The sequence below is a fragment of the Sediminispirochaeta smaragdinae DSM 11293 genome (assembly GCF_000143985.1).
GTDB classification, from domain to species: Bacteria; Spirochaetota; Spirochaetia; order DSM-16054; family Sediminispirochaetaceae; genus Sediminispirochaeta; species Sediminispirochaeta smaragdinae.
This window is the reverse complement of the sequence record NC_014364.1, coordinates 555,649-579,887: the sequence shown is the minus strand read 5'-3', so window position 1 is coordinate 579,887 and position 24,239 is coordinate 555,649. Positions and strand designations below refer to the sequence as shown.

20 protein-coding genes and 1 tRNA gene are annotated in these 24,239 nt (G+C 49.9%); 10 read left to right on the top strand and 11 right to left on the bottom strand.

The genetic code is table 11. The features are described from left to right. From SPIRS_RS02820 to SPIRS_RS02805, 4 genes are read left to right on the top strand one after another with little or no spacing between them, the layout of a single operon-like run. A complete protein-coding gene (locus tag SPIRS_RS02820) occupies window positions 1-1,563 on the top strand; it encodes an ABC transporter ATP-binding protein (protein WP_013253164.1) in 1,563 nt (520 codons plus the stop codon). Continuing rightward, complete coding sequence (locus SPIRS_RS02815) at window positions 1,560-2,567, top strand: ABC transporter permease (protein WP_013253163.1); 1,008 nt, start codon at window positions 1,560-1,562, stop codon at window positions 2,565-2,567. The genes SPIRS_RS02820 and SPIRS_RS02815 overlap by 4 nt, the downstream gene beginning before the upstream one ends. Then, window positions 2,564-3,424, top strand: coding sequence for an ABC transporter permease (locus SPIRS_RS02810; protein WP_013253162.1), 861 nt, complete (start codon window positions 2,564-2,566; stop codon window positions 3,422-3,424). The genes SPIRS_RS02815 and SPIRS_RS02810 overlap by 4 nt, the downstream gene beginning before the upstream one ends. Further along, complete coding sequence (locus tag SPIRS_RS02805; protein WP_013253161.1) at window positions 3,421-4,068, top strand: septal ring lytic transglycosylase RlpA family protein; 648 nt, start codon at window positions 3,421-3,423, stop codon at window positions 4,066-4,068. Before SPIRS_RS02810 ends, SPIRS_RS02805 begins: the two co-directional genes overlap by 4 nt. Here the strand turns inward: SPIRS_RS02805 and SPIRS_RS02800 are convergent. The 6 genes from SPIRS_RS02800 to SPIRS_RS02775 all read right to left on the bottom strand — a co-directional run bounded on the left by SPIRS_RS02800 (window position 4,041) and on the right by SPIRS_RS02775 (window position 13,697). Further along, window positions 4,041-8,366: a 2-hydroxyacyl-CoA dehydratase gene (locus tag SPIRS_RS02800; protein WP_013253160.1), complete on the bottom strand. Its 4,326-nt coding sequence runs from the start codon at window positions 8,364-8,366 to the stop codon at window positions 4,041-4,043. The two genes, SPIRS_RS02805 and SPIRS_RS02800, sit on opposite strands and share 28 nt — an antisense overlap. Window positions 8,367-8,559: 193 nt before the next feature. Next, complete coding sequence (locus tag SPIRS_RS02795) at window positions 8,560-9,408, bottom strand: carbohydrate ABC transporter permease (RefSeq protein WP_013253159.1); 849 nt, start codon at window positions 9,406-9,408, stop codon at window positions 8,560-8,562. A gap of 2 nt (window positions 9,409-9,410) precedes the next feature. After that, the gene (locus tag SPIRS_RS02790) at window positions 9,411-10,337 is read right to left on the bottom strand and encodes a carbohydrate ABC transporter permease (protein WP_013253158.1); all 927 of its coding nucleotides are present in this window, start codon (window positions 10,335-10,337) and stop codon (window positions 9,411-9,413) included. Window positions 10,338-10,406: 69 nt separating this feature from the next. Then, complete coding sequence (locus tag SPIRS_RS02785; protein WP_013253157.1) at window positions 10,407-11,708, bottom strand: ABC transporter substrate-binding protein; 1,302 nt, start codon at window positions 11,706-11,708, stop codon at window positions 10,407-10,409. Window positions 11,709-11,814: 106 nt separating this feature from the next. Further along, window positions 11,815-12,486: a response regulator transcription factor gene (locus SPIRS_RS02780; RefSeq protein WP_013253156.1), complete on the bottom strand. Its 672-nt coding sequence runs from the start codon at window positions 12,484-12,486 to the stop codon at window positions 11,815-11,817. After that, window positions 12,486-13,697 (bottom strand): sensor histidine kinase, encoded by a 1,212-nt coding sequence (locus tag SPIRS_RS02775; RefSeq protein ID WP_148224128.1) that lies wholly within the window; start codon window positions 13,695-13,697, stop codon window positions 12,486-12,488. Before SPIRS_RS02775 ends, SPIRS_RS02780 begins: the two co-directional genes overlap by 1 nt. Window positions 13,698-13,812: 115 nt before the next feature. Between SPIRS_RS02775 and SPIRS_RS02770 the strand changes: the two genes are divergently transcribed. From SPIRS_RS02770 to SPIRS_RS02760, 3 genes are read left to right on the top strand one after another with little or no spacing between them, the layout of a single operon-like run. Then, complete coding sequence (locus tag SPIRS_RS02770) at window positions 13,813-14,637, top strand: SDR family NAD(P)-dependent oxidoreductase (RefSeq protein WP_013253154.1); 825 nt, start codon at window positions 13,813-13,815, stop codon at window positions 14,635-14,637. 4 nt (window positions 14,638-14,641) lie between these two features. Then, on the top strand, window positions 14,642-15,835 hold the full coding sequence (locus SPIRS_RS02765) for a radical SAM protein (protein WP_013253153.1): 1,194 nt from the start codon (window positions 14,642-14,644) through the stop codon (window positions 15,833-15,835). Window positions 15,836-15,838: 3 nt separating this feature from the next. Continuing rightward, window positions 15,839-16,750, top strand: a complete 912-nt coding sequence (locus SPIRS_RS02760) for a hypothetical protein (protein ID WP_013253152.1) — start codon at window positions 15,839-15,841, stop codon at window positions 16,748-16,750. On the opposite strand, the gene SPIRS_RS02755 is transcribed toward SPIRS_RS02760, so the two are convergent. Next, complete coding sequence (locus tag SPIRS_RS02755; protein ID WP_013253151.1) at window positions 16,731-17,927, bottom strand: tetratricopeptide repeat protein; 1,197 nt, start codon at window positions 17,925-17,927, stop codon at window positions 16,731-16,733. The genes SPIRS_RS02760 and SPIRS_RS02755 overlap by 20 nt on opposite strands. 22 nt (window positions 17,928-17,949) lie before the next feature. Beyond that, complete coding sequence (locus SPIRS_RS02750) at window positions 17,950-19,137, bottom strand: sensor histidine kinase (RefSeq protein ID WP_013253150.1); 1,188 nt, start codon at window positions 19,135-19,137, stop codon at window positions 17,950-17,952. Window positions 19,138-19,260: 123 nt separating this feature from the next. Between SPIRS_RS02750 and SPIRS_RS02745 the strand changes: the two genes are divergently transcribed. Continuing rightward, window positions 19,261-19,334, top strand: a tRNA-Ile gene (locus SPIRS_RS02745). Window positions 19,335-19,547: 213 nt separating this feature from the next. Here the strand turns inward: SPIRS_RS02745 and SPIRS_RS02740 are convergent. Further along, on the bottom strand, window positions 19,548-20,465 hold the full coding sequence (locus SPIRS_RS02740; RefSeq protein ID WP_013253149.1) for an alpha/beta hydrolase: 918 nt from the start codon (window positions 20,463-20,465) through the stop codon (window positions 19,548-19,550). A 474-nt stretch (window positions 20,466-20,939) separates the two neighbouring features. Here SPIRS_RS02740 and SPIRS_RS02730 point away from each other — a divergent pair, with 474 nt between their 5' ends. Further along, entirely contained in the window at window positions 20,940-21,821 is an 882-nt protein-coding gene (locus SPIRS_RS02730; RefSeq protein ID WP_013253148.1) for a DMT family transporter, read from the top strand. An 8-nt stretch (window positions 21,822-21,829) separates the two neighbouring features. On the opposite strand, the gene SPIRS_RS02725 is transcribed toward SPIRS_RS02730, so the two are convergent. Beyond that, window positions 21,830-22,351, bottom strand: coding sequence for a type 1 glutamine amidotransferase domain-containing protein (locus tag SPIRS_RS02725; protein WP_013253147.1), 522 nt, complete (start codon window positions 22,349-22,351; stop codon window positions 21,830-21,832). Between the two features lie 136 nt (window positions 22,352-22,487). On the opposite strand from SPIRS_RS02725, the gene SPIRS_RS02720 reads away from it, so the two are divergent. Then, window positions 22,488-23,183, top strand: coding sequence for a PilZ domain-containing protein (locus SPIRS_RS02720; RefSeq protein ID WP_245537679.1), 696 nt, complete (start codon window positions 22,488-22,490; stop codon window positions 23,181-23,183). Here SPIRS_RS02720 and SPIRS_RS02715 read toward each other — a convergent pair. Beyond that, entirely contained in the window at window positions 23,171-24,187 is a 1,017-nt protein-coding gene (locus SPIRS_RS02715) for a serine/threonine protein kinase (RefSeq protein WP_013253145.1), read from the bottom strand. The two genes, SPIRS_RS02720 and SPIRS_RS02715, sit on opposite strands and share 13 nt — an antisense overlap. Between the last annotated feature and the right edge of the window lie 52 nt (window positions 24,188-24,239).

The following is a 24,239-nucleotide window of genomic DNA, read 5'->3' as shown; positions in this document are numbered from 1 at the left end:
ATGGACTCCTGCCGGGAAAAGATGGCGGTATCGCTGAAGGAGATTGACAAAACCTACCGTGAAAACGGAATTCATGCCTGTCGCTCGATCTCCCTCGATGCTGCCGCTGGTGAGACGGTCGCGCTGATTGGAGAAAACGGTTCAGGTAAATCGACCCTTATGAAGCTCATGTGCGGTTATCTAAAGCCGGACAGCGGAACCATCCTCATCGGCGGAGAGGCGAAACACTTTTCATCGACAGCCGATGCTCTTGAAACGGGCATCGGCATGGTCCGTCAACAGGTGCGGCTGATTCCCGATTTTAGCGTTCTTGACAACCTCCTTTTGGGAAACGAGCCGACTCGCTTCCCCGGCAGGATAGAACGGCGAAGGGCGGCGGCAAAGATACAAAAGATCTCTGACCGATACGGTATTCCGATAGAACTTTCGAGAAAGGCCGAGGGGCTTGATGCGGTGGAACGTCAGAATGTAAGCCTTCTCTATCTGCTCTCCCGCTCTGTGAAGGTGATGGTGCTCGACGAACCGACCACCATTTTCGACGATAAGGAAACCGAATATCTGTACAGGCTCCTTGCACGTCTGAAAGAAGAGGGGCACACCATATTTATCGTTACGCACAAATTGAAGGAGGCGCTGGGAAACGCCGATACCATTGCGGTACTTCGTGAGGGGAGATTGATCAAAACCCTTCGTTCCGAGGAGTGCAGTTTGGAAAAGCTCACCCATCTCATGATCGACGGAAACCATCAGCAGCATAAAACCGACCTCTCCAGTACAAACAGAAGGCCAAAAAGGGCAGGGAAAAACCCCGCTTCTTCTTCAGCACCCCTGCTTTCGGTCGAAAGGCTCGCCTGTAACTGCGAGGGCTACCCGCCCCTTAAAGGACTCTCGTTCTCCCTCGCTCCCGGCGAAGCGATAGCCGTGCTGGGTATGCGGGAAGCGGGGCTTGAAACCGTGGAGCGGCTTCTTGCCGGTCTCTCTCCTCCGGATACGGGGGAGATACGTCTGTTTGGAGAGCGGCTCGAACGGCTCAGCCCGGAGCTACTGCGTAAAAAGAGGGTTGCCTATGTACCGACAGACAGAATGGTACGGGGTGCCAGTATCTCATCCACGGTCGCGGAAAATCTCATTCTTCTGAACTACCGAACCTTTCACGGCTGGGCCACCATGAAGGAGGATGAGATCCAACGCTTCACAAAACACCTCTTTGAGGAGTACGGGATACGAGGAGGAGCAGGCGATCGCATGGATGCGCTCTCCGGGGGAAACATTCAGAAAGTCATTATCGGAAGGGAGCTGAGCCGTTCCCCTTCCCTCATACTCTTCGCAGAGCCCTCCTGGGGGCTTGATGTAGCAAGCAGAAAGCGCATACTTGAAAAGATCGATTCCATGAAACAGGCCGGCAGCGGAGTCCTGCTGCTCACCTCCGATATCGACGAGGCTCTTTCCGCAGCCGATCGTATTGTTGTTCTTCACGGAGGGAAGATGGTGGCCACGGTGCAGGCACACGAGCTCGATAGGGAAAAGGCCGGAAGATTGATGCTACAGGGAAACCCTTTATGAAGCGGACCCACAGAACAGCAACGGCTCTTTCGGCCGCAACCCTTACCGCCCTGCTCATCATGCTGATAGCAGCTCCCCATCCGGGAAAGGCAATACTCAACTTCTTTACCGGTCCATTCTCTTCCAGATACTACTTCGGCAATATGCTCTCCCTTGCGGCCCTTCTGATGATCGCCGGGGGAGGAATGTCGATTGCCTTCCGCAGTGGGGTTTTCAACCTGGGAGGAGAAGGTCAGGTCTATGTGGGAGCCTTTACTGCGGCCATGTTGGGTACCATACTCCCACCGGAAAGCGGTTTTCTCGGAATCGTAATCATGGTACTCGCAGCATCGGTGGTGGGAGCAACGGCGGCAGGGCTCTGTGGCTTATTCAAGCGGCTCTGGAATACGGATGAGCTGATAAGCTCTTTTCTCTTGGGCCAGAGCCTGGTTTACACCATCGACTATCTGATCATAGGTCCTCTCCGGGACCAAAAAAGCTTCCTCCTCTCCACTCCGGAGATTCCCAAAAGCTTTTGGTTACCCCGACTACTTCCCCCCTCCCATCTGACCCCGGTGATTTTCATCGCACCGCTGATCGTGTGGTTCCTGTATCTCTATCTTTTCAAGAACTACCGAGGCTACGAGCTACGCCTCTGCGGACTGAACCGTGAATTCGCCCGCTACGGCGGCATCAACGTCGATCGTCATCTCGTGGTACCGATGATTATGAGCGGAGCTCTCTACGGTATCGTCGGGGCCTTTACAATTGTGGGAGACCTTCATATGGCCATCCAGGGGGCGAGCTCCGGATTGGGTTGGAACGGTATCGCCGTGGCGCTCATCGGGGCAAACCATCCCTTGCTTATTATACCGGCCGGTATCGTCTTCGCATTTCTTCAGGAAGCGACGGATACGGCAACCCTTTCCAGCAGTATAAGCATGGAATTATCGAGCATCGTTCAGGGGGTGGTCTTCCTCTTCATCACCGCCCGTATTGTGATCGGAAGGAGAAAAAAGCGGTGATTGCTAGCATCTTCGACCTGATGGCACCGGTTCTCATTGCGGCCCTCGGCGGGGTCATAACCGAACGGGCAGGGATACTGAATATCGCCCTGGAAGGACTTATGCTGATAGGGGCCTTCACTGCGATAGTGGTGGCAGGCTTTAGCGGAAGCATCATACTGGGGCTGCTTGCCGCTGCGACGGCAAGCGCCGGGGCGGCAGCAGTGTTCGGTTTTTTCAGCGTTCGCCTCCAGGCAAACATCTTCATCGCGGGCCTTGCCGTCAACCTGCTGGCCACCGGCCTGGTTACCTTTCTTTCGGGTCAGTTTTTTTCCACCAGAGGGGTCATACGCATTGCAAACATGCCCTCTCTGCCGCATATCCCCTTCCCGACGGGAGGAACCATCACCCCGGCGCCCCTCGTCGGATTGCTGCTTGTCCCCTTGCTTATCTATCTGCTCAATCAGACACCCTTCGGCCTGCGAGTCAGAGCTGCAGGTATCGATCCGGAAGTGCTCAAAGGGCGGGGTGTTGCTCCCGGATCTGTCCAGTTTCAGGCCATCACCCTTTCAGGGCTTTTTTGCGGCCTTGCCGGTGCCTTTCTTTCCCTCCGCCTCGAAGCCTTTGTTCCCGGCATAACCGCAGGGAAGGGATGGATAGCCCTGGTCGCTGTTTTCCTCGGCAGGAAATCTCCCGTCGGCATCCTCCTGGCCTCATGGCTTTTCGCCTTTGCCGATGCGGTTGCAGGGAACGCCCAGGGCTTGAGTTGGCTTCCGCCGACGCTCATGCTGGCCTTTCCCTACCTGATAACCTTTCTGGTTCTTATCGGCGCATCGGCACTTATGTCGAGGCGTAAACATGCCGAGAGAAAAACATGATGCAGCGTGCTTTTTTTCCGTCCCTACTGCTTTTTCTCCTTCTTTTTCCCGGAAATCTCTTTTCTCAGCCACGGGTGGCCGATATAGAGGCGAAACAGGTCGGTTTCGCCTCCTGGTACGGAGGAAAATTTCAGGGTCGAAAAACCGCCAACGGTGAGGTCTTCGATACCAACAAGCTGACCGCTGCTCACAAAACCCTGCCATTCGGGACCCTTGTACGGGTAACAAATCTGGATAACGACAAAAGTGTCGAAGTGAGGATCAATGATCGTGGTCCCTTTGTGGAGGGACGTATCATCGACCTGTCCAGGGCTGCGGCCGAGGCCATAGATATGGTTGGGAGAGGGATCGCGAAAGTTTCACTGGAAGTAATCGGCGAGCCCCCGGGGGGAGTACCCCAGGACCTTTATCGGCGCCATGAAAAGAATGCAACCGTCACCATTCAGGTCGCAAGCTTCGGTCTGCGGGAGAACGCAGAACGCACACACACGCTCTTAGCAGGCCGGGGAATAAGCGCCTCGATAGAAACCGCCCCTACAGGCCACTATCGGGTCGTGGTTCCGCACGTGGCAAGCAGCGAACTGGAGGCTGTGCGAAAAACCCTCTCGGAGCTCGGCTATCCCTCGGTACTGATACGGGAATAAGCCTTCTTAGGCCCGCTCTTATCCTCCTGGCTTGCCACATTCTCCGCTTCCAGTTTCTTAAAAGCAACCGAAAGCATCAATTTGATACGATTGAGCTGATTTACCTCGCTGGCCCCGGGATCGTAATCGATGGCGGCAATATTGGCCTGCTCATAGCGATTCTTCAGCGCCTTGATCATCCCCTTCCCTGTTATCTGGTTCGGAAGGCAGGCAAAGGGCTGCATACAGATTACATTGTCGGCACCGCTCTCAATCAGTTCGATCATCTCACCGGTTAAGAACCATCCTTCTCCCATCTGGGTACCAAGGCTTACCACCGGTTTTGTTCGTCGGGCAAGCTCATAGATCGTAGGGGGCGCATGAAAGTGAACACTGCGTTTGAGTTCCCGTCTCATCACCTTCCGAAAACTTTCTAAATAGCTGATAGCGAGAGCGGAGAAAAACTCTTTCTTTCTACTGCCCGAAAGGTGGGTGCGTTTAAAGTGCGCCGTATGGGCTGTATAGAGGAAGAAGTCGTAAAGATCGGGCATAACAGCCTCGGCACCCTCATGCTCCACAACCTTGATCACCTGATTGTTGGCGGTCGGATGAAACTTGACGAGGATCTCGCCGACAAGACCAACCTTCGGCTTCTTGATATCCAGCAACGGCAGACGATCGAATTCTCTGATCATCTTCCTGTTGTTTGAGTGATAGCGCCAGGTGGAGGCCCGTTTAAGAGAATTTTTACAGATCTCTTTCCACTTGTGGTATAAGGCCTCGGCACTTCCGGGTTCAGCTTCATAGGGTCTGGTCCGAAGGAGCATACGCATGAGCAAATCTCCGTAGACAAGTCCCTGAAAGGCCCGCTTGGCCAGTTTTGCCGTAAGGGTGAAGCCGGGGTTCTTCTCCATACCGAGGGCGTTGAGACTGATAACCGGAATATGGGCGAGATCCGCATCCTCTAGAGCCTTTCGCAGGAAACCGATGTAGTTTGTGGCACGGCATCCCCCTCCTGTCTGCGTCAAAAGCAAGGCAACCCTGTTGGGATCATATTTTCCGGACTGGATGGCATTTATCAACTGCCCCACCACAATGATGGAGGGATAGCAGGCGTCGTTGTTCACATATTTAAGGCCGACATCCACGGCTTCATGGTCCACCTCAGGCAGGACTACGAGATTATAGCCGGAATGCGAGAATGCGGCCTGAATGATATCAAAATGCATGGGAGCCATCTGAGGAGCGAGAATGGTGTAGGTTTCCCGCATCTCCTTGGTAAAGAGTACCCTCTCCCGTTTTTCCTTCTCGTGGAGAACGGGGATCGCTCCCCTGTCCCGCTCGTCCATGACAGCCTTGAGACTACGAAGCCTTATCCTGGCAGCCCCCAGCTGATTCCCTTCATCAATCTTGAGAACGGTATAGATCTTACCGTAGCCGTGGAGGATCTCATGTATCTGGTCGGTGGTAATCGCATCGAGACCGCAGCCGAAACTATTGAGCTGAACAAGTTCAAGCCCCTTGGTCTTTCCGACAAAGGTTGCCGCAGCATAAAGCCGGTTGTGATATACCCACTGGTCGACAACCCGCAGCGGACGCTCGATTCGTCCGAGATGCGCCACAGAATCCTCGGAAAGGACAGCCATCCCCATCTGGATGATGAGATCGGGAATTCCGTGATTGACTTCGGAATCAACGTGATAGGGGCGGCCGGCAAGAACAATACCCCGGATGTCATGCTCCCGGATATAACGCAAAGCACGTTCGCCCTCTTTCCGAATATCCTCTTTCGTACGCTCCTTCTCGGTCCATGCAGCCTCTACGGCAGCGGAAATGGCACGAAGAGAATGCCCACGGTGACGTAACTCCTTCCAAAGCCGGAGCTTAAGGCGCTGCTTGTGATCCATGGAGAAATAGGGATTCAGAAAGGGAACCCCCTCTTCGTTAAGCCCCCCGACATTGTTTTTTATCACCTCCGGGTAGCCCGCGACGATGGGACAGTTATAGTGATTAGTCGCTTCCGGATCCTCTTTCTTTTCGTAGGGAACCGACGGATACCAGATAAAATCGACCTTGCGTTTTTCAAGATTGACGATATGGCCATGCATAAGCTTGGCAGGATAGCAGACCGATTCCGCAGGGATGGTATCCATTCCCTCCTCGAAAAGCCGCTTGTTGCTGCTGCGGGAAAGCTCTACCCGATAGCCAAGTTCGGTAAAGAAGGTGAACCAAAAGGGGTAGTTTTCGTAGGTGTTCAGGCCCCGTGGGATACCGACGGTAGCCTTCGCCTTTTCCTTGGTGATGGGAGTATAGGCAAACAGACGATGCTCTTTGTAGGCGTAGAGATTAGGGAGATCCTTGCTTCTCTCAAAGGCCTGCTCCTCACCGGCTCCCCGCTCGCACCGGTTGCCTGAAACGAAACGTCGACCGTCGGAGAAACGGGAGATGGTAAGACGACAGTTGTTTGCACACTTTCCGCATCGATCCATGCTGGTTTCAACGGTGAAACTCTCCAGTTCGTCTCTTCCAAGCATCGAACTCTTACAGTCCTGGACGGAACGCTCACGGCTGATCAGAGCCGCCCCAAAGGCCCCCATGATACCGGCAATGTCGGGTCGTATGGTCTCCCTTGCACTAATCAGCTCGAAGGCCCGCAAGGCTGCCTCGTTATAAAAGGTTCCACCTTGAACAATAATCTTCTCCCCAAGGTCCTCGGGATTCTTGATCTTGATCACCTTGGTCAGGGCATTCTTGATGACCGAATAGCAAAGTCCGGCGGAAATATCACCGACGGTCACACCCTCTTTCTGGGCCTGTTTGACACGGCTGTTCATAAACACGGTACAGCGGCTGCCGAGGTCCACGGGTTGAGCGGCGAGTAGGGCCTCTTTCGCAAAATCCGCCACCGGCATACCAAGGCTGATGGCAAAGGTTTCAATAAAGGAACCGCATCCGGAAGAACAGGCTTCGTTCAGCAGGATCTCATCGATGACACCGTCACGGATACGAAGACATTTCATGTCTTGTCCGCCGATATCGAGAATAAAATCGACACCCGGGAGAAAATGCTCGGCTGCCTTGTAATGGGCGACGGTTTCGATCTCGCCGATATCGATCTTGAGGGCCGCCTTGAGAAGGGACTCGCCGTAACCGGTTACCGTGGAACATGAAATCTCCACATCATCGGGCAAGAGGGCGTAAAGGTCACTCAACATACCGATGCTGCTTTTCAGGGGAGAGCCGTTGTTTCCGCTGTAAAAGGACCAAAGGAGTTGTCCGTCATCGTCGATAAGGGCGGCTTTGGTGGTGGTGCTGCCTGCATCAATACCGAGATAAGCTTTTCCGTGATACTCGGCCAAAGGCGCCCTGGCAACACTATGTTTCGCATGGCGTGCGCGAAACTGCGCAAGCTCCTTCTCATCATAGAAAAGGGGACGAAGACGATGGACCTCAAAACTGGTGGCCGAACGGAGTCCGGGAAGCTTCTCCTTCAACTCACGGAAGGGAAACGGTTCCTCTTCATCGGAGGCGAGAGCGGCCCCGATCGCCACAACAAAACGGGCAAGTTCCTCCGGGAAGACAACCTCCTCAGGAGTAAGCTTAAGGGTTTCGATAAAGCGCTTACGCAGCTCGGGCATGAAGGAAAGCGGTCCTCCGAGAAAGGCGACATGGCCCCGTATCGGCTTTCCCTGCGCAAGTCCGCCGATGGTCTGATTGACCACCGCCTGAAGCACCGATGCGGCAATGTCTTCCCTGGCCGCCCCCTCGTTCAAAAGGGGTTGAATATCGGTCTTTGCAAAGACACCGCACCGTGCCGCTATGGGATAGATATGGGAGTGGCGGGAAGCCAGTTCGTTCAGGCCGTCGGCATCAGTCTTCAAAAGTACCGCCATCTGGTCGATGAAGGCCCCCGTACCTCCGGCACAGCTACCATTCATGCGCTGATCAACAGTACCCTCGAAGTAGGTAATCTTGGCATCCTCACCGCCGAGCTCAATAGCGACGTCGGTCTGAGGAAGGAATGCCTCGATAGCACCGGTGGAAGCAATAACCTCCTGAACAAAGGGAATGCCAAGCCACTCGGCAATGCTGATCCCCGCCGATCCGGCAGCTTTCAAGGTGATGGTTCGATCTCCGAATTGCTCGTAGGCCCGTTCAAGGAGAACAATGAGGCTCTCTTTAATATCCGAACGGTGACGGGCATATTCCTTATACAAAATGGTATTGGCTTGATCCAGAAGGACGATTTTCACCGTCGTAGAGCCAATATCCAGGCCTATTTTGACTATGTCACTACTCTTGTCACTCTTGTCATTCATTACCATATTCCTCTACTGGAATCTGAATCATATATATTATCAAAAAAGCAAACAATAAACAGTACCCAGGGCCGATAAATCGAAGCTTTTACCCCTATCTGTATATGAGAAATATTATATGATATGACAACGATAAATAAGAGAGGATGGTCCGAATCTCCAACAAAAGGGGAAAAATTCGGACCTCCTGAGACTATCCCTTGACCGCTCCTGCAGTCAGGCCTTCCACAAACTGCCTGGACATCGCAAGATAGAGGAGAAGAATAGGAAGAGAAGCGAGGGTCAGAACCGCGAGGATTCTCGACCAATCGGTCTGATACTGGCCGAAAAGGGTTGTCACCCCCAAAATGACCGTTTTCTGGCTCTCCTTGTTGATGAAAATGAGGGGAAACCAGAGATCGTTCCAAATAGGAACGAGGTTGTAGATGGCAACCGAAGCCATGGCAGGCTGAATCAGCTTCAATACGATCTTGTAATAGATCTGCCGCGGTTTGGCCCCGTCGATGAGCGCAGCCTCGGTCATCTCGATGGGGATATCGCGAATAAACTGGGTCAGAACGAGAACGGCAACGGGAATACCCATTGCCACATAGATCGGCAAAAGACTGAAAAGACTGTTCATAAGCCCCATTTCATTGATCATTCGCAAAAGGGGAATGCTGCCGATCCGAATTGGGATCATCATACCGGCTATCATGAAGGCATATAACCATCGTGACAACTTGGAATTCCAGCGGGCAATGGCATAGGAGGCGAGACTACCGAGAAGCAGGATCAGCGCCAGCGAGAGAACGGTTATCAATATGCTGTTGAAGAAATAGCGCCCGAACTGGTGCCCCTTCAACACGGCCAGGTAGCTGTCGAAGCTCCAAATAGAAGGCAAACCGAAAGGGTCTTTATAGATATCAAGTCGTTTCTTAAAAGAGTTGATCACCATGGTCCAGACCGGAAAGAGAACCATCAAGGACCAAAGAGTTAATATGAGGTAGGTAATCCCTCGTCCGGCGCTCCCCAGGGATTGATGTTTCGCTGTTGTTTTCATAATCAGACCTCATCTCGTTTTACGGTAATACGACGAATCAGGGCCACTCCAATAATCAGTACCACAAAGGTAACGGTGGCCACTGCCGCTCCCATTCCCCGATCGGGGATACCGATGGGATGCTGTCCCGCAATACCGGTTCGGTAAAAGAAGGTCCCGAGAATATCCGTCGAATAATCGGGAGCACCATTTACATTCTCCATGGCAAATACAACATCAAAGGCATTGAAGTTGTTCACAAAGGTGAGAGTCGAGACGACCCCCACTGTGGGCAAGATGAGAGGCAACTTGATGTTGGTAAAGACCTGCCACGGTGAGGCCCCGCTTATTGCGGCAGCTTCGTACAGTTCATCCGGGATATTTCCCAAGGCGGAAATAAAAAACATCGTCGGGATACCAACCCACTGCCAGGAAGAAACCAGCGAAATGACGACCAGAGAGACACCAGGGGTGCCGAGCCAGGGGAAATTTGCGTGCTCTGATCCGAGGGCCTTGAGTATAAGGTTAAAGGCACCCCACTGCGGATTCAGAATCAGCTTCCAGAGGTAGCCCGTGACGATAATGGCCAGGGTAGCGGGAATAAAAATGATCGTTTGATAGAATTTGCGCCCCTTCAAATGTTTGTTTTGTAGGAAATTGGCAAACAGCATACCCAGAACATTCTGAACCAGCATGTGTATGGCGAAAAAGACAACGGTATTTCTAAAGGCCGAGAAATAACGCGTGGAAAGTTCCTCTTCGGTAAAAAGACGAACATAGTTGTCAAACCCCACGAAGGTTTGAATTTGGGCATGATTGCCCGTCATAAAGCTGGTCAGCATGGAGCTGAAAAGGGGATAGGCAAGAAAAATGAGATAGACAAGCAAAGCCGGGAGAATGTAAAGAAACCAAGAAAAGGGTTGACTCCGCCCTTCAATATATCGCTGCATAACAGATCCTTTCGAAAACGGCCCGGAGAGACGAGCCTCTCCGAGCCGCTGAAGTAACGCAACAGCTCCTTACCATTTCTGGGCAGGAGGATACCATTTAGCCAAGCCTTCCTGGAGATTATCGGCAGCCTGCTTGGGAGTGATTCGTCCCGTAATGACACCGATCGAACCTTCCATCATCAGGTTATAGCCGGAGGGATCTCCGCCAAGCAGTTCCGGCCAAGCCCATCTGACATCGAGCTGACGCCCGTCGTTGAGGGAAAGAAACTCTTTTGCATGAGGATCTTCGATCTCGACGGCGATATTGCTCATCGGAAACATTCCCATGGGAAGGTTTTCTGCCAAAACCTGTGCACCCTCGGGAGAACCAAGCCATTCGAGGAAGATTTTAGCCTCTTCGGGGTACTTTGTGCTGCTGTTTATGGCCATACCCGCATCGGGATGGAAGCAGATGTAGTGCACTTTCTGTCCATCGGGAGCCGGAGGAGCAAAAACGCCCCAATCAAAATCCACATCGCTGAAGGTGCCGAGCGTCCAGGAGCCGTCGAAATACATGGCTGCCTGTCCGGTGGCGAAGAGGGCATTGCTGTCGTTGTAGGTCAAAGCCTCAAAACCTTCCGGCAGGTAAGGGGCCAGTGAAGCCATGGCCTGAAAAAGGGCAACTACTTTCTTGTCGTTGAAAGGGGTTTTTCCCTCGTCGTATGCAAGACGCCCTTCTCTTCCGCCGATAAAGTTGGGGGCGAGATTCATAAAAACAACCTCGTTGATATCCCACTCGTCACCAAGGGAATTCGCAACGGGAATGTAGCCCGCCGCCTTGATCGTTTTGCAGACGGAGAGAAAATCGCTCCAGCTTTCGGGAATCGAAAGGCCCAATTCCTTAAAAATATCCTTGTTGTAAAAAACCCCATGGGATACTGCGGTAAAGGGAATGGCGAAATTCTTACCGTCCTTTGTCATCCAGGGAGCCTGATTGCCCTCGCTGTAGGTTGTATCAAGGCCGGAAAGTGAGGAGAGATCGCTTAGATAACCATCTTCGAAAAGCTGAATTCCGGTGGCATACGAACGGGCATACATGATATCCGGTCCCGTACCGGATTCCAGCTGCAGCCGCAAGGTTGCATTGTAGTCCGGCGGATTGGTCGGCTGAAAGAGAATCTCAATCCCCGGATGGGTTTTGGTAAATTCGGCCAGAACCGCCTCCATCTGGGCGACGTCATCCATCCTCCACGACCCCATCCGCAGGGCAACCTTTTCAACTTCGTTCTTTTTTTCGGCCGCAGCTTCGTCGTTCTCTTTGCTGCAAGAAAAAAAGGTCCCAATGGTGATCATGACCAAAAGGATCCAAAGCGATAGAAAGCCTTTTTTCATCGTACCCTCTCCTTTTTCACATCGAAAATTTTATCATAGTATCGGATGGGGTAACGCGGACCGCAAGTTACAAATGTAAGCGAAATGTACTCAATTCTGTCCCTTTTTACAGCTCCTGTATCTTCTTGATTACTTCCATCCGATTCGACACGTTCAGCTTAGAATAAATAACGCTGATATAATTACGTATTGTCTGATAGCCTACATGGATTTTTTCGGCGATCTCCATGTTTGTCATATCCATGGCAAGGTATTTCAGCACCTCTTTTTCCCGCCTCGTGAGGAACTTGTAGGAACTATCCTCTTCATCCAGGCAGCGTTCCGCTTGCTCATCCCCGGCCTTTTCATCCCCGCCCTGGCGACATAAGCGGTCCGCCACCTCGGTCGAAAGGAAAACACCGCCCTCAGCCGAGAGCAGGATATACTGAATAAGCAGTTCGGGTTTGAGATTCTTGAGCAGATAGCCGTTTATCCCCAGCTTGATGGCCTCTTGGACCTTACCCTTCTCCTCAAAGGTGGTCAGCATGATGATGTTGACATCGGGCCGCTCGGCCTTAATCCTCGCCGATGCTTCGATTCCGTCCATCTCCGGCATGCTCACATCCATCAAAATAACATCGGGTCGACACGTTGCCGCCAAGCTGATCGCCTCGTGACCGGAAGAAGCAAGGCCGCACACTTCGATCTCTTCAGAAAGGTTCTCCAGAACGATTTTGAGACTCTCCAGAAAAAGGAGTTGATCATCAACCAACAAAACTCTTACCGTATCCACAACCATCAACCCTCTGCTATGGGAATTTCGGCACGTACGGTAAAGCCCAGGCTTAAGGCAGAAATTTTCAGCACACCACCAAGCATCTCGATCCGTTCGCGCATACCCTTGATACCGATCCCCTCACGGAAGCCCCGGCTATTGGTGCCGTTGTCCTTGACCACCACAACCACACATCTACCCTCATGTTCACAAAGAATCTCTATTGTATCTGCACTGCTGTGTAGATAGGTGTTGGTCATACACTGCTGAATAATATGGAAGATGGTCTGATTATAGGCTCTGGGCAAGCGGGAAAAGAACTCATCCTTCCTAAATTGGACATCGATATGCGAAAAATTCTTGAACTTGGCAATCAGTTGCTCGACAAGGAGATTGACATCTTCCTGATCAAACTCCTGATCCCGGAGTTCACCCAAGGCGGCCCTGGTCTTCGACATTCCGCCGTTGATCTCATTCTTGGCCTTCTCCAGTAATTCGTCGACCACAGGAGAATTCTTATCCTTGATGCTCATGGCCGCCTGCACCAGCATGAGCTGATTTGTCATTGCGTAACTGATGATATCATGAACTTCTCTGGTGATATATTGCTTTTCGGTCCGAATCAATTCCATGGCGTTCTGCCGTGAGATATGCTGATAGTCGAAAGAGTTGTTCGTCAGTTCGTCGAGGGCCCTGTTGTACTTTCTGCTGCGGATCTCCTCATGATGCAAACGATTCATCACACGCTTCAAAATCGACAAAAACAGGGTGAAGACGACGAGGATGAAGGCGGCGAAAATCATATTCTCCATCGAAGGGGCCGGTACCTGTGTAAACCAGAGGCTGTATGGAGCCTGTAGCATCAAGGTAACGACAATGATGATCAAGGCAATCTTTTCTCCGTAAAGATCTGAAAAGGAAAAAACCAAGATGGTAATGAGATTAATCCCAAGAATAATTTCGATATCGAGATGAGGTCCCAAAGGGTATCCGATAAGAAAAAAAAGCAAGACGTCAATAAGAAGAATAACCTGTTTTTTTCCACTATCGATTTTTAGATTGATAAGGATTGAAAGCACGGCAGAAATGGCAAGAAGGAGATAAAAGGGAAGGTGCCAGTGAATCCGCAGGTAGTCGACATGTTGCTCCTGGACTCCGAAAAAAAGGCCGGCACCCATATGCGATAGAAGAGAAACACCAATGAGAAAAATCGCAAATAGCCTTTCACGCTCCATCTTTTTTTCATGCATTGCACCCATTGTATTGTCAAAGCCATAAAACAACAAGAATATCATATTGATAGTAACTGGCGCCCTTGTTTATTCCGGCCTCAGATCGTATATTCTCTTCATGGAAAGCACCCAAAAAGGATACGCCTTAATAACAGGAGGGGGGGCCGGGCTCGGTCTGGAAATGGCAAAACTGCTGGCTGCCCGATCCTATCCCCTTATTCTCTGCGGGAGAAGGAAAGAGGTTCTTGCATCAGGGGCACAAGAGTGCCTTACATGCGGCGCTCCGAAGGTTAAGACTATATCGTGCGATCTCGTGGAAGCGCAAGCAGCAGAACGGCTTGCCGAAGAGGTTTCCGCCGTCTGTACCGAGGAAGATACGCCGCTGGAGATATTGGTAAACAATGCGGGAAGAGGGCTTTTTGGTCCTGTGATCAAACAAAACAAAGACGACCTCGCCGCAATGATCAAATTGAATATAGAGTCCTTAGCAAACATGTGTCGGCTTTTTGTACCGATGCTTACGGATAGAGGGAAGGGAAACGTCCTGAATGTCGGCTCCATTGCGGGAGGACAACCGATGCCCTTTTTCGCCGGTTATGGTGCGACAAAAAGCTTTGTGCATACCTTTACCCTTGCCCTGCGGGCGGAGTTATACGGCAGCGGAGTTTCTGTCACCTTGCTGGAGCCGGGATTCATACGAACAGGATTCGATAAAGCTGCCGGAATCGAAAGTCAGAAGTACCGCAGCTTTTCATTTCGGAAGGGGATGTCTGCCGACCGAGTTGCGCGCTCGGCGGTCAGGGCGCTGCTTGCCGGAAGGGCAAGGGTGATACCTGGTTTCGGCAACCGTATTTCGGCATTTTTCGGAGCATTGCTTTCCGACACTCTTATTGCGACAATTATGCGAATTTCAGTTATGGGCCTTACCGGCAAAAAGGAATAGCATCATGAAACATAACTTCTCGGTTGTGCCGGAGGTACTACTGAAAGATCCGGATATGGCAAAATTGCTTGTCAGCGGTTTCGGTAGGAAGAGAAAGGCTGCACTAGTCGATCGAAGATTTCATCCCAAAACCAGTAAAGAGATGAGTCTCCTGACTTTTCGAATCACCCCTCTCTGTAATCTGCGTTGCGTTATGTGCAATCAACGTGGAGAAACCGGTGTTTTGAAAGGGGATTACGCGATCCAAGAGGCAAAAAAGCTGGTCCCGATCGAGCGTTATAAGCGGCTTATCGATGAGGTATCTCCCCATAAGCCGCTTTTTTATGTCTGGGGTGGTGAGCCATTTATCTATCCGGATATCATGGAGTTCGGCAAGTATGTCGTTGAGAAGGGGAATCTTCTAAGCGTCAATACCAACGGAACCTTTCTGAAGGCACGAGCCGAGCAGATCGTCAGGGACAGGTGGCACGCACTTTTCGTCAGTCTCGACGGCTTTGAAGATATCAACGACACGATTCGTGGATCAGGTTCCTACAAAAAGGTCGTCGAAGGTTTTGCAGAAATCAACAAGCAAAAAAAGCTACAAGGAAGTAATCGTCCCTACATGGGCATCGTCACCACCATCAGCCGGCTTAACTACCGTTACCTCGACAAACTGGCCGAAGCGGCAAGGGATTTCGGGATCGCATGGCATATCATCAACCTCGGAACATACACAAATAGCAGCATCATCGAACAGCATAAGCGTTTTATGAAAGAGAAGCTTGATAGCGATATCCATTGTCTGGATGGCTTTGCCAACGGATACAACGAAGGGATCGATGGAGAACTTTTTGCAGAGGTACTGAAGAGGGTCCATTCGATGAAAAATGGCTACCCCATCATCACGGTCCCTGCAATCAAGCCGGAAAAAATCGACACCTATTATACACAACTCGAGCAGCCGGTCAGGGACCAATGCTCCATTCCCTGGTTCCAGGGGAATATAGACTATAACGGCGATGTTTATTTCTGCAGCGACTATCCCGATTACGTCCTTGGAAATATTATGAAGGAAGATTCCTTCTATCAGATTTACAATAACGAACGGGCAAGAAGATTTCGCCATGTTTTGAAAGAAAGCAAAAAGGGGTTGATGCCCGGCTGTGTACGTTGCTACCAGAATATGCTTTTTGGGAAGAAGATTATAGGATATTAAGCCATGGATGTTCCAAACCGTATCAGTAAACAACCTGCCGTTTGGGGAGCCTTCATCTTCATGACTCGAAAAAAAAGTTTCAAGGCCTCCTTTCGGGTCATACATGTCATAGCACGCCACTTTTTTCTGCTTCAGTTTGCAAGAAAGCTTCGCTTGATCAAAACCCCTGTGGTCGACGTCGACCACCCGTTGGATAGAAAGATTCCCTTTTCTCCAAAACACGTAAAGCTCTACCTTTCATTTACCTATCTCTGGATACGTTCCCTTCTTTTTCTCTATCGGGAATTCGGTGAACCAGTGCTCCAGGATATCAGCGATTATGTGGACGGGATCAGCGAACTCTATCTCGAAAGCGCAAAGGTCTATCGACGTTGCATGTCGACCACCGATCGGCCGAAACATGTTGGCGGTCCCTATTTCAGGCTGATACATCTATCAGACCCTCACCTTCTCTGTGTTCCGAGCCTTCATGTCGAGATTGTGAGCTACAATTTCCATAAAATCTGTGACATCATCGATCGATACGCCGAAGATCCGACACGCTATGAAAACGAAAAGCATTACCTTTGGGAACAGGCAATCTCCATCACCGACAGCATCCTTTTTCTCAAGCAGCACAGCGTGAACTGTGTGGCGGCAGGTCTTTTCGTCCTCTCATCGGGTAAAAGCCGCGTTTCTCCAGAACTTGCCCGAAAGGTAATCACCCACCTTTTATCGAAACCGGATAACGGAATCGAGGCAGAGGAGGAGATTCGGAACTACATCATGGCTTTGTACAACCGTTTCGAAGAAGAGGGTAAAAAACAGCCCTTCGACAAGGTGCTGCTCAATTTCCTTTATACCTATCGTAACGCGGCCGCCGATATCCAAAGCAACGAAAAAAGCGAAAGCAAGGTTAAAGTCCAAGTTTTCTAGCTACAGTCCGCCGCAATACGAGGGCAGCTTCGTCATCAGGCATAAGCCTTAAAGCGTTGTTGCAGTAACTCAAAGCCTCTTCTGTATCCCCAAGATCATACAGGGCCCGAGCCGAGCCCAGCAACGATTCGAAGTGGTATGGATTTACCTCCAAAGCCGCTGAAAAGGCATTAAGGGCCTGGCCTGGCCTACCCGTTACCCGGTATAAAATTCCAAGGTAGTAGTGGGCTTTTCCCCTATGCCCCTCCGAAGAGAGGGCCGCAAGAAAATCCTCTTCGGCCCCGGCGTAGTCGGCATCGGCAAAACGGGCCATGCCGCGATGCATAAGGGTTATAACCCGGATCTCCTTAGACAAGGAGCCGGCAAGGATCTTTCCGTAGAGAACCACAGCCCCGCTGTAATCCCCACTATTGTGAACCTGTAAAGCGTGTAAAAGCGATTGATCCAAATCATCGATGTTTTCATAGGAAGGAGGATTTTCCATCCTCGTCAGAGGAGGAGTTCCTGAAAGCTCTGTTTTGATTTGGCGTTCGAAGGTTTCCCGCCGATGCTTGAGTTCCTTGTTCAGCTTTCTTTGATAATCGCGAACCTCTTGGAAAATGATATCGGAAAGCGAAAGGGTCGCATTGAGGGCTGCAAGTTTACGTTTCAACGGCTCATCAAAGGGACTGAAGCTCCCTTTATAGACCAGTTCATGCTCAACTTCGGCCCAGGCATCCTGAAGGATCGTTCGTATCTGAATTTCACAAATCTGTCCGGAATCAAGACGTATATTCAAATGGATGGAACGATAGCCGAACTCACAAAAGCTCTGTTCCTCTCCTTTACGTTCAACTTCAAAGACTGAAAAACGGCTACGTACAAGCCGTTCTATATCCGTAACAGACTCAAGAAAAGGGGTTAAGATACGAACACCGACAAGGTCCTGAATAAGCGTATCAATCTCTTGTTCGGATAGGCTCTGCATCGGCATCGAAGAGAGTTTACGAAGAAGTTTTGCATAATAACTATCGAAGGCCTTTATCCGGCCCTTTACCGTGGCTTTTATTTCTTCTGCCTGAAGCAGGTTTTTCAATTGTAATTCAAGATCTTCACGCTCTTGTTCCAGGCAAGGTAATCTCTTTCTATAAGCGACCTCAAGCCGTTTCCTGTCCGGATACATAATCGGAACATCCATATAAGCGCACCTCCCAGTACAGTCACGGTAGCGGGAAAGCAACGGTATTCTTCAATCCCCTGCCGTTCTCGCCTATCGATTGTTCCCAGTGCCCCTGAAGCTGGGCAGTCAGAGATTCCACCAAAACAAGCCCGAGCGAGGCCCCTGCGCTGTTTTGTTTTGGTATGTCCGAACTGACCATGCCCCTACCGTCGTCTTGTACAATCAATTGGGCGGTCTGGTCTTCACACATAAAAGAAACATCTATTCGTCCTCCAGGCAAGCCCTTAAAGGCGTGTTTAAAGGAATTCATTACCAGCTCAGTCAAAATAATGCCAAGGGGAATAGCGGTCCCGTCCTCAAAAAAGGCATGATCGGCACGAAGAATTGACAGCGTTATTCCGGAGTCGTCGGAACGAAAAGAATCGGCAAGTTCTCCCACCAGACGTCTCACATATGTTTCAAAACGAACCTGCTTTCCATCGCTACCTGCCTCGTGGAGCTGCTCGTGGATCAATACAATGGCATTGATTCTGCTGATTATCGGATACAGCAAGCTGGCAAGCTCAGGAGAAAGGAGCTCCCCCTGCAAGGCGACAAGGCTGGATATAAGTGAAAGATTATTCTTAATGCGATGATGGGATTCCCTGAGGATCAGATCTTTCTCCGTAAGGTTCTGCTGCAATTGCCGCTCCTTCTCTTTTCGCAGCAGCAGTCGAACCACAATCTCGGTAAAGGCGTCGATACCCTTTCGATCCGGCTTCTGCTCCTCTTTCTCAAACACCATGAAGAAATTTCCCAAAAACCGTCCATCATGGAGCAGGCCGAGAGCCCATAATCCGACTTCCCCGAAACGGGAAAACAGACTATGAACCATGGTATCCAGCCCTCCACCGGTTTCGGCATTAATAGAGGTGAGTTCGGAGCTTCGAAAAGTCTTGCCAACCGCATCATCCATAGGCCAAGATCGGCCGACAAAAGAGGGGCCGCAAGAAGGCACCGCACCCCCTGTAAGGGAGGAAGCGAAGGCCTTGGTTTCAATACAATGTTTATCTGCCACATAGAGATTGAGGAAGACAGATTGAGCACCTGAAAGAGAGACAAGATCATGACCTACTTGTTGATAGTCGATCTCCCCTAAGGGAAATTGAAGATATCGTACCGCAAGCGAAGCAAAAAAATCCGCCCGTGAACAAACAGATCCACAGTTTTTCTGATTAAGGTTTTTCATACGTAACTATGCGCAGGATTTCCTACTTCTCTTAGTGTAGTTCCTGATTGGTCAATCGTCAATGTCATCTCGTATCATCTCTTGACAGCCTGCAAAAGAGAAGGCTATGATAAGCCTCACTTCGGGCCTATAGCTCAGTTGGTTAGAGCATCTGACTCATAATCAGAGGGTCGCAGGTTCAAGTCCTGCTGGGCCCATACGTAAATGTTGCTGTATTAAGTATTTATCGCTATACTATCTTTAGTGTTAGCAGATATGGGAGTAGAATTGGCTCAATATCTGCCCGCAGTCGAATATAGTCCTCGAAGTGAGTACAAGATTGTTGTACCGGTTTCTGCTTCAAAACGACTGTTAGCTTCACTTAAGGGAGGTGCCGATACGCACGCAGTAAGCAGAGCCGTCGGGAGCGTTCAACCAATTAACCATTTTTCAATGTCTTTAAGAACTTTTTTTAATTCAGAAACTGATGAAGGACTATGTTCCATTTTGGGATAATAGTAGAAATCAAATAAATCTGAAATATTTGAGTCTTCAATTATTCGTGTTGATTCAACTGGTGTTGACCAATCCAGTTCACCATGAATGAAAAGGATAGGGATTTTTATGCCTTTAATAAGTTCAATAGGCTCATACTCAAAAAAACTACTCCAGCGGATATATGGATGTCCTAAGTAATATCGATCGATAGCTTCGGGATCCTTACTAATGGTGTCGGCCATCTCAGTAACTTGACCACAAAGTTCACGATATTGATCTGGCATTTCCACAGAAGAATCTCTTAAGATTTGAAACTCTTTCAGTTGGCTAAGACCTCCTCCACTCCAAATCACCATCTTGTCAATTTCATTTTTATATTCCAGATTCTCATAAATGAATGGTAACAGTGCTCCGCCTTCTGAGGTTCCAATCAAAATAATCTCATCAAAATTGTTCTTACGTAAGAAGCTGTCAATTTTTCCAGAATAACGTAGCCCAAGAGCTTGGACTGTCGACTTACTCAATACTTCAGGATTGTCCAAATATATTTCTCCTGGAGAAAAATCTAATTTCTCAGGGATAAGGATATTATAACTATCTCTGAAATGCTGAGAAAGAGGATTGGATAAGGTTGTTTCAGTCCATTTATGATTATGATCTCGTAAGCCTAAAACTGATTTATATCCACTTCCATTAATATAAATGATCAAAGAGTTGGATTCTTTATTTCTAATAAAGTAATTGTAACCTTCAGTTTCTGAAATAACCTCCATTCCTGAATAAGGAATTGTAGAACATGATAGTATAAATAGAACCATAATTATTATGGAAAAGAGCCTCAGTTGCTTCATGAAAAATACTCCAAATAAATTCTCAAAAAAGAAATTGTGTATAACTCACTTTATCATCACGAAATTCATGCAGATAACCAACAAAATGACCTGGGAGTATTATAAGCCGACCAAGAAAAGGGCACAACTCTTTTACATTCTCCTGAACCCGATCAAAACACGGCCTGCAGTATATTCACGATGATGGAGACGGCGAGGGCCCAGATGGGGAATCAGCTTTGATGCCGGTTGCTGCCAGGCTCAGGCATAGAGCAGGTACGAAATGGGGATCAAAAAGATACTTGAATACCGACCTGCGTAAGGCATATGATTTCATAAGCAAGGAACCCCTTGCATAAGCCCCTCTTGAGGACTAAAACTAAAAGTGCGAGACTTTTTAAGTGCTTCCGTGACTTTTTTCTTGTTCGTTTCACAAGTGTCAAAAACAGCTATCGGAAATGCGATCATAAAACGAATTTTGTGCGTGGAGAGGCTATGGATTCAAAGAAAACTGCTGTATTGGCGCTTTTCGCCGCCCCGATGCTTTGGGGAGGAGCCTTAGTTGCGGGACGCGTGGTATCGGCGGAGATGCCGCCGATATCGGCAGCCTTTGTCAGATTTGTGGTTACGACGACACTGCTTGCTCTTTTTCTCAGAATTCGAGGGGGAAAGCTGCCGAAGCCTGAGAAAAACATACTTCCCGCCTTAATCGCCGCGGGGATGACAGGAGTGGCCCTCTTCAATGTCTTTCTATTTTCCGCTCTTGCTACTGTCAGTGCCGGCAGGAGTGCTGTCATCATAGCAATGACTCCGGCAGTGGTGGCAATGATTTCTGCGATTATCTATAAAGAAAAGCATCAGAAACTCTTCCCTCTGGCGCTCATTCTCGCCTTCCTCGGAGCCGCGATCGTAATTTCCGAAGGAGATCCCCCGTCACTCTTTCGTACTCCTCCCGGCAAGGGAGAACTCTTTATGATCGGTTGCGTCTTCAGCTGGGCGGCGTACTCTTTCGCGGGGAAGCATGTTCTTAAGAGTTTTCCGCCATTGCCAGCCATCATGTACAGCAGCTTTTTCGGAGCCCTGCTTCTGGCGATTCCCGCTTTTCTCGAGGGTGGTCTTCCCCGTGTTTTTTCGGCTTCTCCCTCGGCCTGGGCCGGACTCCTTTACATGAGCATCGGAGCCGCCGGAGTGGCCCACGTTTTCTACTATTACGGAATCAGCAAAATAGGCCCCAGCAAATCGGCCATCTTCATGAATCTCGAACCGATCTCCGCCCTCTTTTTTGGTATGGTCCTCCTTGGCGAAGAGATAACTATGCCCCTTGCGATTGGAAGCGTATTGGTCCTTTCGGGGGTAAGCTTATCGGTTAAAGAATAACGGACCGCTTACCGAACCGTCTTTTCTTGCAGAAGCTTTACAAGGGCCTTCAAATAGTCTGGTAAGTCGGGAGGACGTCGGCTTGAAACAAGATTCCGGTCGACAACCACCGGTTCATCAAGCCAAATGGCTCCGGCATTTGTCATATCGTCCCGAATTCCAGGGGTTGACGTTACACGGTAGCCATTGAGAACTCCGGCGGACACCAGCACCCAGCCGGCATGGCATATTTGGCCAACGACCTTTTCCTGCCTGAACATCGCCCTGACCGCGTCGAGTACCTTGGGAAATCTCCGCAGCTTATCGGGAGCCCAACCACCAGGAACCAGTAAGGCATCAATGCTATCAGGATCGATCTCATCGAAGGAGATGTCTGCGTGTGCGGGGACTCCATATTTCCCATGATACTCGACTCCCGCCTTCTCCCCGGCAAGCAAAACCGATGCGCCGGCCTCCCGAAGACGCAAAACAGGATACCAGAGTTCCAGATCCTCAAATTGGTCATGTATCAGCGATACTACATGTAGCATGGCATTTCCTCCTTATTTTATAAGGTAGGAACTTTTCTTTTAAAGGTAAAGTCACTATCATAGAATCATGAGTAATCCCTCCCTGCTTGGAAGGAAAGTCTTTTTCTTATATCCACACAGTGTCATCAAGGATGAAATGATTGAAGAAATTGTCTCGGAGGAATACGAGGCCTATGTTCTAAAAGATCATAACAGAGCCGCACGCCTTATGAAGGCCTTCCCGGGGTCGGTGCTCTTCATCAACATCGATTCGACCATGAAAGAACCGGAATGGGAACGTTACATACTCGAAATGAAAAACTCCGACCAATATGACGACCCTCGAATCGGTATCTTTACCTACGATGAGAATCAGGAACTGGCAAAAAAATATCTGATTGATTATTCGCTTCCCGCAGGCTTTATACGGTTGAAATTGGGCTTCGCGGAAACAAAAAAGATATTGCTGGACGTTCTCAAGGCTAATGAGGCGAAGGGGCGAAGAAAATTCGTAAGGGCATTGTGTGCGAAGGATGCTCAGGCGACGATCAATGTTTCGAGAGACGGTTCCATCATTCAGGGGAAGCTACTCGACATCAGCAGTGCCGGGGCGGCCTGCGCCTTTCCCCAGGAAGGGCTCTTTTCTCCGAAGAGCTACCTGAGTGATATCCAGTTGCAACTACGGGGAGCACGAATCATGCTCAACGCCATCGTCATGGGGACCAGACAGGACGATGCCAGGGTACATGTTATTCTCTTCGATCCTAAATCTACCGATGGAGAGAAACGGCGTAGGGTTTTCCGCTATATCAGAGGAAATCTTCAGCGCTTTATCGAAAGCTATCCGGTGTAAGAAGAATCGAGAATCTTTCGGATATAGTCGAATTGCTCTTCAAAATCCGCAAGCTCTCGAATCCAAAACGCCTCGCTCCCCCACTGTGGGTGACGCAGGGAAAAATCATGGTCGCATTGCTGATGGGCGGTCCATGCGAGATAGTGAAGCATTCGCATAAAGCGCAGGGGTTCTATGAGAAGCGCGGAACCAGGGGAAAGGGCCGAAAATTGGCCGTAGCCTTCCTGCAAAAGCGAAAACTGATATTCACAGGCCCCAATCCGATCGGGAAGCAACAACCAAAGGTCCTGTACCGCCGGGCCGTTTGACATATCGTCAAAATCGATAAGCATCAAGCCTTCTCCCGGCCGTTCCAGGATATTACCTCTATGGCAGTCGCCATGAAGACGCAAAAGGGGCTGATGAGAGAAAAGCGGTTCGATTGTTTCAATGCAGTGGAGACATAATCCCTCGAAATGCCGACGCAAAGAAGAAGAAACCAGGTTTTGCTCAAGCAGCATCTCAAGGTGATTCTTGCTAAGTGAGGGAAGCCATTCCTGCCTGACGTGAGCTTTCCCCTGGCGGGAAATTCGATGAAGACGCCCGATCAGAGAGCCGATACGCAGATAATCTTCATCACGATCCGTTTCGAAAAGTCGTCCCGACCGAAGAGGGAAAAGAGCAAAGGGATAGGAACCTGATATGGCGGGACACTCCAGAAAATGAAGCGTCCTTCCATCTACTCCCGAAAGAGGTGCAACGACGGGGACCTCTTCTGCGGCACACTCCAGCAAAAAGCCGTGTTCTTCCTCTATCGCCGAAACGGACCAGCGCCCCGGACGATACAGTTTCACCACATACCGATTACCATCTTCATCCCGAAGTCCGTATACGCGATTTACATAGCTGGGAAACGCACTCCACGTACCGTCCAGATTAATGCCGTAAGAGATCTCAACAGCAGAGATGATTCCGTCAGGCTCAATATAGTCAAAGATACCAGCTGGGGGTTTCTCATTCTCCATCTCGCCATTGTAGCCATTCGTTCGCCACCTTGCAATCGACTAAAAAAACCAT